Below are 14,950 nucleotides of genomic sequence, written 5' to 3'. Positions count from 1 at the left end.
CGGTCGCTAGAGAGGAATAGTAAGTGGAAGCGTATGACACGGCCGTAGCGCTTCGGCGTGCCAGCACTCGACTGGCGTTGCGACTGCGGGCCGAGCGGACGGGGGACGGTCTGGGGAGCACCGGCGTGGCCGTGCTGGGCCAGCTGCACCGGCGTGGGCCACTGACGGCGAGCGAGATCGCCGCGGCGGAGCGCGTGCAGCCGCAGTCGTTGACGCGTGTGCTCGCCGGTCTCGAGGAACAGGACCTGATCACCAGACAGCAGGACACCCAGGACCGCCGCCGGCACACGATCGAGCTGACGGACAGCGGCCGGCAACTGCTGAAAGACCATGTGCAGAGTTCGGACGACTGGCTCGCCGAGGCCATCACCGAACGGCTCAATCCCACTGAACGCGCAGTACTACAACTGGCGGCGGGACTCCTCGATCAGCTGCTCGACGGCTGACCGAAGGTGTGCCGCCGGATCCACGCGTGCATGGCGATCGCGGCCGCGGCGCTCGCGTTGATCGAGCGGGTCGAGCCGAACTGGGCGATCGACAGCACCGCGGAGCAGATCGCGTGGGCCTCAGGAGTCAGCCCAGGGCCTTCCTGACCGAAGAGCAGGACGCATTCGCGCGGCAGGTCGAACGTCTCCAGCGGTACGGACCCCGGCAGGTTGTCGATCCCGATCACCGGCAGCGCCCGAGCAGCGGCGTACTCGGCGAGGTCCGCAAGGGTGGGCTGGTGACGGACGTGCTGGTAGCGATCGGTGACCATCGCACCACGGCGGTTCCATTTCCGGAGGCCGACGATGTGCACCTCGGTCGCCAGGAATGCGTTCGCCGTCCGCACCACCGAGCCGATGTTCAGGTCGTGCTGCCAGTTCTCGATCGCGACGTGGAACGGGTTCCGCTGCTGGTCGAGGTCCTCGACGATCGCCTCGAGCTTCCAGTACCGGTACTTGTCGACGACGTTGCGTCGATCGCCGGCCGCGAGGAGTTCCGGGTCCAGCCGCGGGTCGTCGGGCCATTCCCCCTGCCACGGGCCGACCCCGACCTCGTTCGGCCCCACCATGTCCGCTCCCCGCAGGTCGCTGCTCAGCTCACGCACAGGTCGGGACGCTACCCTGTCCGCGTGCTTCCTCTTGTCGCGATGCTGATGCCCAACTGGATGGACCCGGAGTACCTGCTGCACTGGCTGGGTGACTGGGCGCTGTGGGGCACGCTGATTGTGGTGTTCATCGAGTGCGGGGTGCTGTTCCCGATCCTGCCCGGTGACTCGCTGCTGTTCGCGGTCGGCCTGTTCATCGCGCAGGGCACCATCGGCGTACCGCTCTGGCTGGCCTGCGTGCTGCTGACCATCGCCGCGTTCCTCGGGAACGTGTCCGGCTACTACATCGGCCGGTTCCTCGGTACGTCGCTGTTCCAGAACCCGAACGCCCGGTTCCTGAAACCGAAGTACATCGAGCAGACGCACGACTTCTTCGAGCGGTACGGTCCGCGGGCGCTGGTGATGGCCCGGTTCGTGCCGATCGTGCGGACCTTCATCACGATCGTGGCCGGCGCCGGAAGGATGGACCCGAAGAAGTTCTTCCTGTGGACGGGCGTCGGCGCGGTGATCTGGGCGCCGGGCATCACGCTGCTCGGTCACGCGCTCGGTAACGTGCAGTTCATCCACGCCCACCTGGAGTCGGCGCTGATCCTGCTGGTGCTGGTCTCGCTGATCCCGATGGTCGTCGAGTATTTCCTCGCCCGGCGCCGCAACCGCAACAACAACAACACCGACGGCGGCGCGAAGCACGCCGCCCCGAAGCACCCGGTCAACAACCCGACCGACTGACCCCGCTTGGCTCAGTCTGGCCCCGTCTGGCTCAGTGGCCGAACGGGAAGTGCGGTTCTGACCACACCCAGTCGGAGCTGAGCCGGCCGAGGTCGGTGACCTCGACCAGACCGGTCGGGAGTGGGCCGACCACCTGACCGGAACCGAGTGCGCAAGCCACCCGGATCCGGTCTGCCGCCTGGTACCAGACCAGCGCCCCCCGTGGCGCCGCCCCTTCACGGAGCAGGGCGTGGTGGTCGAGCCAGCTCACCGCGTCGGCCGCGTCGTGCCAGCCGCTGTCGTGCGCGTAACCGAACGCCATCCGCTGGAACTTCAACGGCCAGTCCAGCCAGGCCGCCGAACCGGCGCGTTCCAGCTGCCAGTTCAGCGCCGCCTCGGTGTCCCGCGGGTTCGCCACCCGCGGGACGTTCCGGCGCTCCACGACAACCTCCCCCCAGGCCATAGGTAATCCTCCCCGATCCCCCGTCCTCGGCCGGTGTGCCGTGGCATGACCGAAATCCTGCCGGGCGCGGATACAGCCGCCGTACATTGCCCTGCGAGCGTTGCCCGGCGGGCTCAGCCGGCTGCGACCCCTGCTTCGGAGCCGGCCAGCAACCGGCGGCAGTCGGCCGCGGCGCCGTCGTTCCCTGCCTGCTGCCAGACCCGCGCGGCGCGCTCGAGGGTACGGCGGGCGTTGTCGATGCTGCCCGTCGTCAGATAGAGCTCGCCGAGATGCTGCGCCGCTTGACCCTCGACGCTGCGGTCGCCCAGCCGGTGGCCGATGTCCATCGCGTCCAGCAGGGTCTTCCGGGCCGCGGCGACCTCGCCGCGCTCCATCAGCGCCTGCCCGAGCAGCGACCGCGTGTACGCCGCGCAGTGGTCGTCGCCCATCCCGTCGAAGATCGCCAGCGCCTTGCGCAGCTGCCGGACCGCCTCGTCGTGCCGGCCCTGAACGACCCGGAGCGCCGCGATGCGTCGCCGTACCTTGGCCTCGCGGTGGGCGTCGGCACGGCGTACGGCGATCTGGAACGCCCTCGCCAGCAGGCTCCGGGCGGTGTCCAGGTCGCCGCGGACCAGGTAGACGTTCGCGGCCGCGGTCCGCGCCAGGGCCTCGGCGTTCGCGTTGCCGTCCTCGACGAACGCCTCGATCGCCTTCTCGTACTGCTCCAGTCCCTTGTCCCGCTCGCCGCGCTCCCGCAGCCAGGTGCCGAGCCCGACGGCAGCGACGCCCTCACCGAGCCGGTCGCCGACCTCGGCGAACACCTGCGCGGCCGCGTCGAAGTGCCGGCGCGCGGTCTCCCAGTCGTCCTGGTAGACCGCCAGCTGACCGAGGTTGCGGTGCATGATCGCCTCGCCGCGCCGGTCATCGCAGGCGACCGCGCTCAGCAAACCCTGCTGGTGCGAGCCGTTCCAGTCCTCGAAGCCGGCTCGCAGGTCGAGGTACGGGCCCCAGGCGGCAGCGATCCGCCACGCGTGCTCGTGCAGCCCGTTCTGCGCCGCGGCCCGGATCGCCGGCACGAACGTACTGCGCTCGCTGTCGAACCACGCGATCGCGTCGGTCTCGGTGAACGGCGACGGGTCGGGCGCGGTCAACGGACCGGTGTGCTCGAGAACGCCGAAGTACTCGAAGGACAGCGCCTCGTTGGCGCGGCGGATCTTGTTCAGGATCTCGTCGACGACTGTCTCCACGTCGCGGATCGCCTGTGCCTGCTGCGCCTCGGTGCCGACCGCGAGCGCGTGCAGCCGCAGCAGGTCGTGCACCCGGTACCGCGCCGTACCGCGGTGGTCGACCGAGCTGATCCGGACGAGGTTCACCTCGATCAGCCGGTCCAGACTGCGCCGTACGGCGGCCGGCGACGCGATCGCTTCCAATGCGCGGGCCGAGAACACCCCGACCGCGAAGTGGCCGATCAGGCGGTACAACCGGGCCTCTTCGGGACTGAGCGCGTCGTAACTGAGGTCCGCACTGGTCCGGACGGCGAGCTCACCGATGCTCAGCTCGTCCAGGCGCGAGGTCTCGTCCCGCAGCCGCCGGGCCAGTTCGCGGGCGCTCAGGTCCGGACGCTGCGCCAGCCGGCTGCCGACGATCCGGATCGCGAGCGGCAGGTTCGCGCACGCGGACAGGATCTCCTCGGCCTCGGGCGACGACGGATCGATCCGCCCGGCACCGGCCACCGACGACAGCAGTACGGCGGCCTCGCGGTCGTCGAACGTGTCGAGGGGCAGGCTGTCCGCCCCGGCCAGGTCCATCAACCGGTTCCGGCTGGTCACCACGACCGCGGACGCCCCCGTCCCCGGCATCAACGGTGTCACCTGACCGGCGGTCGCCACGTCGTCGAGGATGATCAGCACCCGTCGGCTCGCCAGCTCGGACCGCAGCATCGCGGACCGCCGCTCCGGGTCCGTCGGGATCGCGTAGTCCGGAAGGTTCAGGCTGAGCAGCAGATCGGTCAGCGCGGCTGCCGGATCGCGCGGGTGCGTCGCACCGTGCATGTCCAGGTAGATCTGCCCGTCCGGGAAGTACTCACGGACTTGATGGCCGAGTCGCACGGCCAGTGAGGTCTTACCCGTTCCCGGTGCGCCCGAGATGACCGCGATCGGCGGCCGCACCGGGTCACGGCCGCAGACCAGGTCCCGCAGTTGCTCCAGGTTGTGCTGCCGGCCGTTGAAGTCGGCCAGGTCGAGCGGCAGCTGACTCGGTGGCCGCAGCGGGTCGGTCAGTTCCGGGGCCGCCATCGGTCCGGCGGGCGGAGGCGGTACGGGACGGTCCGCCGTACGGTCTGCCGGGATGCCTGGGTTCGGCCAGTTGGCCGACGGGCCGTTCTCGGCGCGGGCACCGGCGGCCTCCAGTTCGGGACCGGGCTTGATGTCCAGCTCGTCAGCCAGCGTCTGCACAGCCTTCGCGTACGCCGCTCGCGCCTCACCACCACGTCCCGCGGCGAGCAGAGCGTCGACCAGGCGGCGCCAGAGCTGCTCGTCGTACGGGTCGTCCACGAGGCGGGCACTCAGCAGTACTGCGGCGCCACTCGCGTCGCCGTACTCGAGCCGGAGGTCGAGCAGTGTGTCGACCAGACCGCGGTGCTGCGCTTCCAGACGGCCGATGGAGCCCTCCCACGCCGCGGGCATTGGGAGGTCCTCGAGCGGACGGCCGCGCCAGAGCGCGTACGCGCGGGACAGCACCTGCATAGCCTGCCGGTCGTCACCGGCGTCTCGCAGGTGACCGCCTTCGGCAAGGAGCGACTCGAACAGGCTGGCGTCGAGCTCGTCGACACCGACCTCGATGCTGTAGCCGGCCGCCGAGGTGTCGATCGGCGCGGGAAGTCCGGCGTCCTGCAGCACCCCGCGGAGCGCACGGACGTAGGTCCGGATGTTCGCGGTGGCCGACCGCGGCGGGTTGTTCTCCCAGAGCGCGTCAGCGATCAGATCGGTGGAGACGAAGCGGTTCGGGTGCAGGAGCAACGTGGCCAGCAGCTGGCGCGGTTTCGCGGCCTTGAGCGGCTGGCCCTGGACGTGGACGAGGCGCAGAGGTCCGAGGATCGCGTACCTCAGACTGTCCACTCGTCCGACCTCTCCACTCTGGAACCGACCTATCGTGGCATCCGCCCACACCCGGCGGGAAGCCCGATGTACGCCGGATGTATCTCAGTGCGGCACTGTTGTCGTCAGGTACCGGGGGGAGGGCAGGCCCGGGTGGCGACTTGACCGCCGTCACGCCGGGCCTGGCACTGGGAGTGAGTCCGGGGTCGGGGGACCTGGATCACGGGGAACCGGTGCCTACTGGCCACCGGTGAAAGGCGGCTGTCCGTCCTGTGGCGCGGGGGAACCCGCAGGCGGGCCGCCCACCGGTGGCTCTCCCTGGTACCCCTGCGCGGGGTATTGGCCCTGCTGACCCGGCTGCCCCTGCTGACCCTGGTACGGAGGCTGCTGGGGCGGTTGCTGGTAGCCGCCCGGGATCTGCTGCTGCGGGTAGCCCTGCTGGTAGTTGCCCTGGTCCCCCGGCATCTGCGGGTGGATCTGACCGGACGACGGCGCTCCCGGCTGCATCTGCGGCGGCGCCTGCTCCCCCGCGACCGAGCCGATGGTGCCGAACGACACCTGCGGGACCGCGCGGACCTGCTCGTCCTTGACCTCGAAGTACCCGGCCTTCTCGAACTTGAAGCCGTTCGCGATCACGTTCGACGGGAACGCCTCGATGCGGGTGTTGTAGTCGCCGACGTTCGCGTTGTAGAACCGGCGGCCGGCCGCGATCCGGTCCTCGGTGTCGGTCAGCTCGCGCTGCAGGCCGAGGAAGTTCTGGTTCGACTGCAGCTGCGGGTACTGCTCGACCGAGATCATCATCTGACGCAGCGCGCCGGACAGTTCACCCTCCGCAGCAGCTCGCTGCTCCGGGTTCGAGCCCTGCACGTTCACCGCCTGGGTACGCAGCCGGGCGACCTCCTCGAACACGTGCCGCTCGTGGGCCGCGTACGCGCGCACGGTCTCGACCAGGTTCGGGATCAGGTCGTACCGGCGGTGCAGCTCGACGTCGATCTGCCGCCACGACTCCTGGATCAGGTTCCGCTGCTTGACGAACCGGTTGTACGACGTGATCAGCATGATCGCCAGAATGACGACGACCGCGACGATCGCGATGATGACCCAGACCATTTCCCAGCTCCCGAGGTATTGGCAGTGCTGGGATCGACTCTACGGGTAGGTAGGTCCGCCCGGTGGCTGCTGCGCACGGGGGTCGACGCCCGCGTAGTCACGCCAGACGTAGGGCGGAACGTTCTCCAGAACCTGCTGCAGCAGCATCAGCCGGTTCATCATCTCGGTCGGGTTGTGACTGCCCTTGTCCCAGCCGACCAGCGAGTTTCCCTCGATCCGCCAGCCGATCTCGCCGCGGGCGAGCAGCAGCTCCATCATCCGCGGCGTCACCACCGCGTGCCCGAACCGCTCGTCGTCGGCCTTCACCCGGAACGCCCGGTTGAACTGGTCGCTCTCGAACTGGATGTCGCGGAACCCGAACGCGTTCGCGACCGCGCCGCCGAAGATCCCCTCGTGCGTCACCTCGAGGTGCGGCAGTGCGCCCGGCAGCTGCATCACCACGACGCCGTAGCGGTGCGTGGTGGTCCGCCGCTGGCCGCGGCTGTTGGTGGTGTGCGTCTGGTAGCTGTAGTCGAAGGCAACCATCGGATGCCCGTTGTACTGCCCGGACAGCACGTTCTGCGCCCGTCGATGGTCACCGGAGTCGAACGGCGTACCCCGCCATTGGCCGGCCAGCGACGGGTTCGACGGTACGTAGGACCAGCCCTGCTGGGCGGCGAACCCGGCGAACAACTCACGGCGCTTCTTCGCGCGGTAGTAGTTGAAGAAGAAGATTCCGAGCCCGAGCAGGACGGCTACCAGGACGAACGCGACGGTACTGCTCTGCATCAGCTGAGACCCAGGTCCTCGAGTCCGAACACGGTCCGATACTCCAAGCCCTCTGCTTCCACCCGCTCCTGCGCGCCGGTCGACCGGTCCACGATCACCGCGACCGCGACCACCTCGGCCCCGGCCTCCCGCAGCGCCTCGACCGCGGTCAGCACCGAACCACCGGTCGTCGAGGTGTCCTCGACCGCCAGCACCCGGCGGCCCTTGACGTCCGGACCCTCGATCCGCCGCTGCAGACCGTGCGTCTTCTCGGCCTTGCGTACGACGAACGCGTCCAGCGTCCGGCCCTGCTGCGCGGCGGCGTGCAGCATCGACATCGCGACCGGGTCCGCACCGAGCGTGAGGCCACCGACGGCGTCGTACTCCAGGTCCTTGGTCAGCTCGAGCATCGCCGGGCCGATCAGCGGCGCGGCGGCCGCGTCCAGCGTGATCCGGCGCAGGTCGACGTAGTAGTCGGCTTCCTTGCCGGATGCCAGCGTCACCCGGCCGTGCACGATCGCCTTGTTCTTGACCTGCTCCAGCAGTCCGTCCCGGTCGTAGCTCATGAGCGTTGAGCTTAGAACACTGCTCAGTCCACTACTTCTTGCCGACCTTGACCAAGTGACCGAAGGCAACCGAGCGGTCCGGTGAGTGGAACAGGTCCTGGCAGGTGGTCAGCGTGATGACCGCCTTGGTGGGCGTCTGGTTCTTGCCGGGAACGGGGTCGAGGACCCAGGTGTCGGTCGGCTGGACGGTCAGATCACGGGGCGAGCCGTCCAGCTCGTAGGTGTAGATGGCGTCCTGGGTCTCCACGACGACCTGGTCGCCCTCCCGCAGATCGAGCAGCTTGCGGAACGGGGAACCGTGGGTGACCCGGTGGCCGGCGATCGCGAAGTTGCCCGGCTGGCCCGGCATCTGGGTCTGTGGATAGTGGCCGATCCCACGCGCCAGATCGCTCGCGTCGACGCCCTCGACGATCGGCTTCTCCCAATCGGCGCCGAACTTCGGGATCCGGAGCAGGAAGATCGGCTTCCCGGGCGCCGGCCGAGCCGTGGCCGTGGCCGTCGCTGTCGTCGGGGCCGGCTTCTTCCACTGCTGCCGCAGCGAACTCTCGCCCTGACCCATCGCGTGGTTCGAGGTGATGCCGGTGCCGAAGTACTGCCAGCCGACCCAGCCGAGCAGCCCGACGCCGGCCACCAGGAGCAGGATCCCCAGGACTCTGACTACTCCCCGCATGGGTCCCAGTATGCAGTTCGGCTGCAAAGCCTGTGCACGACGTGTCGATGGACGCCGATGGTTGCCCGGCACGACGATGTGGACGATCGTCGTAGACGGAGGTGTGCGGGTGAAGGCGCTGGTCAAGGCCGAGGCAAAGCAGGGTCTGTGGTTGCAGGACGTCCCGGAACCGAAGATCGAGGCCGACGAGGTCCTGATCAAGGTGCTCCGGACCGGGTTGTGCGGAACCGATCTGCACATCCAGAGCTGGGACCACTGGGCGCAGAAGAACGTGCCGGTGCCGATGGTCACCGGGCACGAGTTCTGCGGTGAGGTGGTCGAGATCGGCGTCGGTGTTCGCGACGTCGCGGTCGGTGACCTGGTCAGCGGCGAAGGGCACCTGGTCTGCGGCCGTTGCCGCAACTGCCGCGCCGGTCGCCGCCACCTGTGCATCAAGACGCGCGGTCTCGGTGTCCACGTCCCGGGCGCGTTCGCGGAGTACGTCGCCCTGCCCGCGAGCAACGCGTGGGTACACAAGGACCCGGTCGACCTGGATGTCGCAGCGATCTTCGACCCGTTCGGCAACGCGGTCCACACGGCGCTGTCGTTCCCGCTGGTCGGTGAGGACGTCCTGATCACCGGTGCCGGCCCGATCGGGGTGATGGCCGCGGCGGTCGCACTGCACGCCGGTGCGCGGAACGTGGTGATCACCGACCTCTCGGAGTACCGGCTGGACCTGGCCCGGAAGATCGGCGTCACCCGCGCGGTGAACGTCGGCGAGGAGACGATCGCGCAGGCGCAGCAGAGCCTGGGGATGCGCGAGGGGTTCGACGTCGGGATGGAGATGTCCGGGCAGCCGGCCGCGCTGCGGGACATGCTCGCGAACATGACGCACGGCGGGAAGGTCGCGATGCTCGGCCTGCCGTCGGACGAGATCGCGATCGACTGGGGCACCGTGGTGCTCAACATGCTGACCATCAAGGGCATCTACGGCCGGGAGATGTTCGAGACCTGGTACTCGATGTCGGTGATGCTGGAACGCGGCCTGGACCTGACCCCGGTGATCACCCACCGGTTCGGGTACGGCGACTTCGCGCGCGCCTTCGACGTCGCGCGGCAGGGGCACTGCGGCAAGGTGATCATGGACTGGACGGCTGAGACCCTGGAGGAGAAGCACTGATGTTCGGGCGGATGCGGGACGACCTGAAAACGACCGTCGGCGAGATCCGGGACGCGGGGCTGTACAAGTCCGAGCGGGTGATCACGTCACCCCAGCAGTCCCTGATCTCGGTTGCTACTGGCAACGAAGTACTGAACTTCTGCGCGAACAACTACCTCGGGCTGTCCGATCACCCCGACGTTGTCGCGGCGGCCAAACAAGCCCTTGACCGGTGGGGATTCGGGCTGTCCTCGGTGCGCTTCATCTGCGGCACCCAGCAGATCCACAAGGACCTGGAAGGTGCCCTGAGCACCTTCCTCGGGACCGAGGACACGATCCTCTACAGCTCCTGCTTCGACGCCAACGGCGGCCTCTTCGAGACGCTGCTCGGTGCCGACGACGCGATCATCTCCGACGAGCTGAACCACGCCAGCATCATCGACGGCATCCGGCTGTCGAAGGCGAAGCGGTACCGGTACAAGAACCGCGACATGGCCGACCTCGAGGCCCAACTGAAGGACGCCGCCGGCGCGCGCTACCGGCTGATCGCCACCGACGGCGTGTTCTCGATGGACGGGTACGTCGCCCCGCTCGACGAGATCTGCGACCTCGCGGAGCGGTACGACGCGCTGGTGATGGTGGACGACTCGCACGCGGTCGGGTTCGTCGGTCCGGACGGCGCCGGCACCCCGTCGCTGTTCGGCGTCAAGGACCGCGTCGACATCGTCACCGGCACCCTCGGCAAGGCGCTCGGCGGTGCCTCGGGTGGTTACGTCTCCGCCCGTCGCGAGATCGTCGAGCTGCTCCGCCAGCGCTCTCGCCCGTACCTGTTCTCGAACTCGCTGGCGCCGTCCGTCACCGCGGCGTCCCTGAAGGCCCTCGAGATGATCGGCGGCTCCAGCGACCTGCGCGACAAGCTCAGCGCTAACACCGCGCTGTTCCGCACCAAGATGACCGAGGCCGGCTTCGACGTCCTGCCCGGCGACCACCCGATCTCCCCGGTGATGATCGGTGACGCGGCCGAGGCGGGCCGGCTGGCCGACAAGCTTCTCGACCTGGGGATCTACGTCATCGGCTTCTCGTACCCCGTCGTACCGCAGGGCAAGGCGCGGATCCGCGTCCAGCTCTCGGCGGCGCACTCGACCGAGGACGTGGAGCGCGCGATCGCGGCGTTCATCGAGGCTCGGGCCGCCCTGGCGGCGTAGCCGAACCGGTGGTCGGTGCTCCGAGCGCTTGCTCGAGCCGGGCACCGACCGCGTCCAGGTCTCGCGGCAGGGTCGCCGGGGTGGCGGTCGTCAGCAGGTTCTGGATATCGGTCCGGGCCCCTCGGACGGCGTTGCGGAGCGTGCGGGCGCGGGTTCCGTCGGCGTCGTTCGGTGCTTTCGACGCGAGGGCGGTCAGCTTGTCCTCGACGGCGACGACCCGGCTCGACTCGACGTTCCAGGCGCCGGCGGCCGCCATCGGCGAGGGCTGCCGGCGGAGGTCGGCGATCAGGGTGCGGGCGAACCACGTCACCTCGCCCTCGGCGGCGGAGAGGTCGTCCCGCCAGGCGCTGCGCCGGCGCGACCTGATGAGCAGCGGTATCCCGACTGCCAGCACGAGCGCTATCGCGGCCAGCACCCACCACAGCCAGGTGGGTGCGTCGCCGCTGTTGGCCGAGGTGGGTTGCACCGTCGTCGCGGTTGTTGGTGTCGGGGCCGAGGTGAACACCGTCTTGGTCTGCGACGTGGTCGTCGTCTGCGTCGGCGAGACCGTCGCCGTCCTGGTGCGTTCGGTCGTCGTGGTGACGGTCGGCGGTGCGGTTGGCGGGGCAGTCGGCGGGGCGGTCCGTGTCGGTCCGGTGGGGACCGACGACTCGGCGGGACTCGATGCGGCCGCCGGCGCGGTCGGATTCGCCGAGGGTTCCGGCGAGCGGGTGCGGCTGGTCACCGGCGCGGCGCTCTCCTGGGGCGCGGACTCCTGGGGTGCGGACGAGCGGGCCGGCAGTGTCGCGGTCACGGACGGCACCGATGGCACCGCCTGAGGAGTGCGCGTTGATGATCCTGACGGGAGCTCGACGGACCCGTTTTCTCCACAGGAGACGAGGAGCAGCGCCGCCAGCGCAAGACCAACCGCTCGCAGCATCTGTGCCCACCCCCGGGTCCCTCGTCGGTGCTCGCGAATCCGGCTCGCAGGACGAAGATCGCATCTGGGACACCGAGTCCGACTCATCCACCTAGGGCGATATTCGCCGGCGCCGGGACGCCTGGTTCGCCGATTTGTCGGTGTTCGCGGGCAGGATGTGGGCATGTCGGTTCTGAGTGCGAAGGCGGTCAACCGGGCAACGCTCGCGCGGCAACTGTTGCTCGAGCGCGAGTCCACGTCCGCGGTCCAGGTGGTCGAGCGGCTCGCCGGGATGCAAGGGCAGGAGCCCAAACACCCGTACGTCGGGCTGTGGACGCGGATCGACGGGTTCACGGAGACCCAGCTGGATCAGGCCGTCGAGGCGCGGGGCGTCGTCCGCGCGACGATGTTCCGCGGGACCTTGCATCTGGTGACCGCGGCGGACTACCTGCGGTTCCGGGTGACGGTGGCGCCGGTGCTCGAGGCCGGGTTGAAGGTGCTCGGTGACCGGGGCGCGGGGCTGCAGCCGGACAAGGTCGTTGCCGCCGCGGAGAAGCTGCTCGCGAAGGAACCGTTGACGTTCACCGAAGTGCGGGACGCGCTCCAGCAGCAGTTCCCGGAGGTGAACGAGCGCGCGCTCGGGTTCTGCACGCGGATGCTCGTGCCGCTGGTGATGTACCCGACGGACGTGCGCTGGTCCTGGACGGCGAACTCCCGGTTCACCCCGGCCGAGGAGTGGATCGGTAAGAAGCTGCACCGACGCGCCGAGGCCAAGGAGCTGGTCATTCGCTACCTCCAGGCGTTCGGTCCGGCGACTCCCGCGGACTTCCAGACCTGGTCCGGATTGCAGAAGGCGAAGCCGTTGTTCGACGCGCTGGAGCTGGTGACCTTCACCGACGACGCCGGCAAAACGCTGTACGACGTACCCGATGGCCCTCGGCCGGATCCGGAGACACCGGCGCCGGTGCGGTTCCTGCCGGAGTTCGACAACGTGCTGCTGTCACACGCGAAACGGGAGCGGATCATCGCGGACGAGCACAAACCCGCTGTGTACACGAAGAATCTCCGGGTCAAGGCGACGTACACCGTCGACGGGGTGGTCGCCGGGCTGTGGACGAGCGAGAAGAAACGCGGTGTGGCCACTCTCACCCTGACCCCGTTCGGGAAGTTGCTGAAGAAGACACAGGCCGAGCTGGAGCGCGAAGGCAGCGGGCTGCTCCGCTTCCTGGAGCCGGATGCCAAGTCCTTCGCGGTGGTTACGAACGGTTAATGAGGTTGTTGTCACACGTCAGATGACTGGGCCGGAAACCTTTTGCCGGGTGGAATGGGTAGATGAGCACAGTCCCCTCCATCACTCTGGACAACGGCGTCGAGATCCCGCAGCTGGGCCTGGGGGTCTGGCAGATCGAGGACGAGATCGTCACCGACGTCGTGGCCGCTGGGTTCGAGACCGGCTACCGGCACATCGACACCGCGGCCATCTACGGCAACGAAGAAGGTGTCGGCCGGGCCATCGCCGCGTCCGGCATCCCCCGTGACGACCTGTTCATCACCACCAAGGTGTGGAACAGCGACCAGGGCTACGACTCCACGCTGAAGGCGTTCGACACCAGCCTGGCGAAGCTCGGCCTCGAGTACGTCGACCTGTACCTGATCCACTGGCAGTCGCTGCAGCGCGATCTGTACGTCGACACCTGGAAGGCCCTCGAGCAGCTGTACGCCGACAAGCGGGTCCGCTCGATCGGTGTCTCGAACTTCCACGAGCCCGCGCTGCGGCGGATCTTCGAGGAGACCACGATCCGGCCGGCGGTGAACCAGATCGAGCTGCACCCGGCGCTGCCGCAGGACGACCTGCGCGCGTTCAACGCCGAGAACGACATCGTCACCGAGGCGTGGAGCCCGCTGGCCTCCGGCGACCTGCTGGAGAACGCCGCGCTGAAGACGATCGGTGCGAAGTACGGTAAGTCGGCCGCGCAGGTGATGATCCGCTGGCACCTGCAGCTCGGCAATGTGGTGATCCCGAAGTCCAAGACCCCGAGCCGGATCCAGGAGAACTTCGAGGTCTTCGACTTCGCCCTGGACAACGACGACATGGCCGCCATCGCCGACCTCGAAACCGGCGTCCGCACCGGCGGCGACCCGGACGTCTTCGGCTAAACGAGTTCCAGGAAGCGTTGCAACACGGGTGAGCGGTTGGCCGGCGACCAGGCCACGGAGAGTTGCCAGGGTGGCAGGTCGTCGGACAACTCGCGGTAGACGACGCTGTCCGGGTTCGTCGGTGGTGTCGGGCTGATCAGCAGCGACACCCCGAGCCCGGCGGCGACCAGCGACACGATCGTCTGGACGTCGGCCGCCTCCTGCTCCATCTGCGGCGTGAACCCGGCCGCCCGGCAGTACCCGACGATCGTGTCGTACACCGCCGGGCCGCTCGGCCGCGAGTAGAACACGAACGGCTCGTCCGCCAGGTCCGTCAGCCGCACCCGTTTGCGCCGGGCCAGCCGATGCCGCGCCGGCAGCACGGCCACCAGCGGGTTCTCCGCCACCACCCGAGACGCCAGACTCGGCGCCAGTTGTACGACGGCATCCCCGCCCGACGGCGTACTCGGACGGAGTAGCCCCACGTCGATCCGCCCGTCCCGCAACGCCTCCGTCTGGCGCAGCGTCGTCAGCGTCTCCAGATCGAGCACCACCTCGGGATACGCCTCCCGAAAGGCTCCGAGGATCCGCGGCAGCGCCTCGAACGTTGCCGACTGCACGAATCGCAGCCGCAACGTCCCGAGCTCACCGCGCTGCGTCCGCTGCGCCGCGCGAACCGCCTCGTCGGCCCGCCGCAACAGATCCTGAGCCTCGGCGAGAAACGTCGCCCCCGCGGCCGTCAGCACGAACCGGCGCTTCACCCGGGCGAACAGCTCCACACCGAGATCGTGCTCCAGCGCGGCGATCTGCCGGCTGAGCGACGGCTGGGTGAGGTGCAGCCGGGTCGCGGCACGCCCGACGTTCATCTCCTCGGCCACCACCACGAACGACCTGAGCTGACGCAGTTCCATACGCTCAATCATGCACCAAACACATCAACTCAGCGAAGAACTTTCATTGGACGCATCAAGGTCCCGGTTCCTACTGTCGAAGGGTCGAAAGGAACCACCGTGCACTACGTCCCATTCAGCGTCATCAAGTCGATCCACGACCAGACTCACTCGGCCATGCCGGACGCACCGATCCGGCCCTACGCTCCCCGTCGCCACTTCTTCTCCATGGTCAGCACGTGGTTCCGAACCACC

General features: G+C 68.8%; 16 protein-coding genes. 7 read left to right on the top strand and 9 right to left on the bottom strand.

The window, feature by feature from the left end; translation table 11 throughout:
* The first annotated feature begins 23 nt into the window (after positions 1 to 23).
* Entirely contained in the window at positions 24 to 446 is a 423-nt protein-coding gene (locus AC0662_RS39880) for a MarR family winged helix-turn-helix transcriptional regulator (RefSeq protein ID WP_452202247.1), read from the top strand.
* Here the strand turns inward: AC0662_RS39880 and AC0662_RS39875 are convergent.
* Positions 428 to 1,054: a TrmH family RNA methyltransferase gene (locus tag AC0662_RS39875; protein ID WP_452202329.1), complete on the bottom strand. Its 627-nt coding sequence runs from the start codon at positions 1,052 to 1,054 to the stop codon at positions 428 to 430. The genes AC0662_RS39880 and AC0662_RS39875 overlap by 19 nt on opposite strands.
* A 60-nt stretch (positions 1,055 to 1,114) precedes the next feature.
* On the opposite strand from AC0662_RS39875, the gene AC0662_RS39870 reads away from it, so the two are divergent.
* Positions 1,115 to 1,819, top strand: a complete 705-nt coding sequence (locus AC0662_RS39870; protein WP_478307182.1) for a DedA family protein — start codon at positions 1,115 to 1,117, stop codon at positions 1,817 to 1,819.
* Positions 1,820 to 1,850: 31 nt separating this feature from the next.
* Here AC0662_RS39870 and AC0662_RS39865 read toward each other — a convergent pair whose 3' ends face one another.
* From AC0662_RS39865 to AC0662_RS39840, 6 genes are all read right to left on the bottom strand, one after another.
* Complete coding sequence (locus tag AC0662_RS39865) at positions 1,851 to 2,261, bottom strand: hypothetical protein (protein WP_452202244.1); 411 nt, start codon at positions 2,259 to 2,261, stop codon at positions 1,851 to 1,853.
* A 113-nt stretch (positions 2,262 to 2,374) separates the two neighbouring features.
* Positions 2,375 to 5,356 (bottom strand): AfsR/SARP family transcriptional regulator, encoded by a 2,982-nt coding sequence (locus AC0662_RS39860; RefSeq protein WP_478307179.1) that lies wholly within the window; start codon positions 5,354 to 5,356, stop codon positions 2,375 to 2,377.
* 216 nt (positions 5,357 to 5,572) lie between these two features.
* Positions 5,573 to 6,445, bottom strand: a complete 873-nt coding sequence (locus AC0662_RS39855) for a LemA family protein (RefSeq protein WP_478307177.1) — start codon at positions 6,443 to 6,445, stop codon at positions 5,573 to 5,575.
* A 39-nt stretch (positions 6,446 to 6,484) separates the two neighbouring features.
* Positions 6,485 to 7,213, bottom strand: coding sequence for a hypothetical protein (locus tag AC0662_RS39850; RefSeq protein ID WP_478307175.1), 729 nt, complete (start codon positions 7,211 to 7,213; stop codon positions 6,485 to 6,487).
* The gene (gene pyrE, locus AC0662_RS39845; protein ID WP_452202237.1) at positions 7,213 to 7,758 is read right to left on the bottom strand and encodes an orotate phosphoribosyltransferase; all 546 of its coding nucleotides are present in this window, start codon (positions 7,756 to 7,758) and stop codon (positions 7,213 to 7,215) included. The genes AC0662_RS39850 and pyrE overlap by 1 nt, the downstream gene beginning before the upstream one ends.
* A 31-nt stretch (positions 7,759 to 7,789) precedes the next feature.
* Complete coding sequence (locus AC0662_RS39840) at positions 7,790 to 8,428, bottom strand: class E sortase (protein ID WP_478307173.1); 639 nt, start codon at positions 8,426 to 8,428, stop codon at positions 7,790 to 7,792.
* Positions 8,429 to 8,537: 109 nt separating this feature from the next.
* On the opposite strand from AC0662_RS39840, the gene tdh reads away from it, so the two are divergent.
* Positions 8,538 to 9,587: an L-threonine 3-dehydrogenase gene (tdh, locus tag AC0662_RS39835; RefSeq protein WP_452202233.1), complete on the top strand. Its 1,050-nt coding sequence runs from the start codon at positions 8,538 to 8,540 to the stop codon at positions 9,585 to 9,587.
* Entirely contained in the window at positions 9,587 to 10,771 is a 1,185-nt protein-coding gene (locus AC0662_RS39830; RefSeq protein ID WP_478307171.1) for a glycine C-acetyltransferase, read from the top strand. Before tdh ends, AC0662_RS39830 begins: the two co-directional genes overlap by 1 nt.
* On the opposite strand, the gene AC0662_RS39825 is transcribed toward AC0662_RS39830, so the two are convergent.
* Entirely contained in the window at positions 10,740 to 11,276 is a 537-nt protein-coding gene (locus AC0662_RS39825) for a hypothetical protein (protein WP_478307170.1), read from the bottom strand. The genes AC0662_RS39830 and AC0662_RS39825 overlap by 32 nt on opposite strands.
* Here AC0662_RS39825 and AC0662_RS39820 point away from each other — a divergent pair.
* The 3 genes from AC0662_RS39820 (at position 11,269) to AC0662_RS39810 (ending at position 13,826) form a co-directional block, all read left to right on the top strand.
* Positions 11,269 to 11,589 carry a hypothetical protein gene (locus tag AC0662_RS39820; protein WP_478307168.1) on the top strand — a complete coding sequence of 107 codons (321 nt, stop codon included), beginning with the start codon at positions 11,269 to 11,271 and terminating at the stop codon, positions 11,587 to 11,589. The two genes, AC0662_RS39825 and AC0662_RS39820, sit on opposite strands and share 8 nt — an antisense overlap.
* 264 nt (positions 11,590 to 11,853) lie before the next feature.
* Positions 11,854 to 12,939: a winged helix DNA-binding domain-containing protein gene (locus AC0662_RS39815; RefSeq protein ID WP_478307166.1), complete on the top strand. Its 1,086-nt coding sequence runs from the start codon at positions 11,854 to 11,856 to the stop codon at positions 12,937 to 12,939.
* 62 nt (positions 12,940 to 13,001) lie between these two features.
* Entirely contained in the window at positions 13,002 to 13,826 is an 825-nt protein-coding gene (locus AC0662_RS39810; protein WP_478307164.1) for an aldo/keto reductase, read from the top strand.
* On the opposite strand, the gene AC0662_RS39805 is transcribed toward AC0662_RS39810, so the two are convergent.
* A complete protein-coding gene (locus AC0662_RS39805; RefSeq protein ID WP_478307162.1) occupies positions 13,823 to 14,716 on the bottom strand; it encodes a LysR family transcriptional regulator in 894 nt (297 codons plus the stop codon). The two genes, AC0662_RS39810 and AC0662_RS39805, sit on opposite strands and share 4 nt — an antisense overlap.
* Between the last annotated feature and the right edge of the window lie 234 nt (positions 14,717 to 14,950).

The sequence above is a fragment of the Kribbella sp. NPDC043289 genome (genome assembly GCF_056436705.1).
The sequence above is the reverse complement of the archived record's forward strand: the minus strand, read 5'-3'. Positions and strand labels throughout refer to the sequence as shown.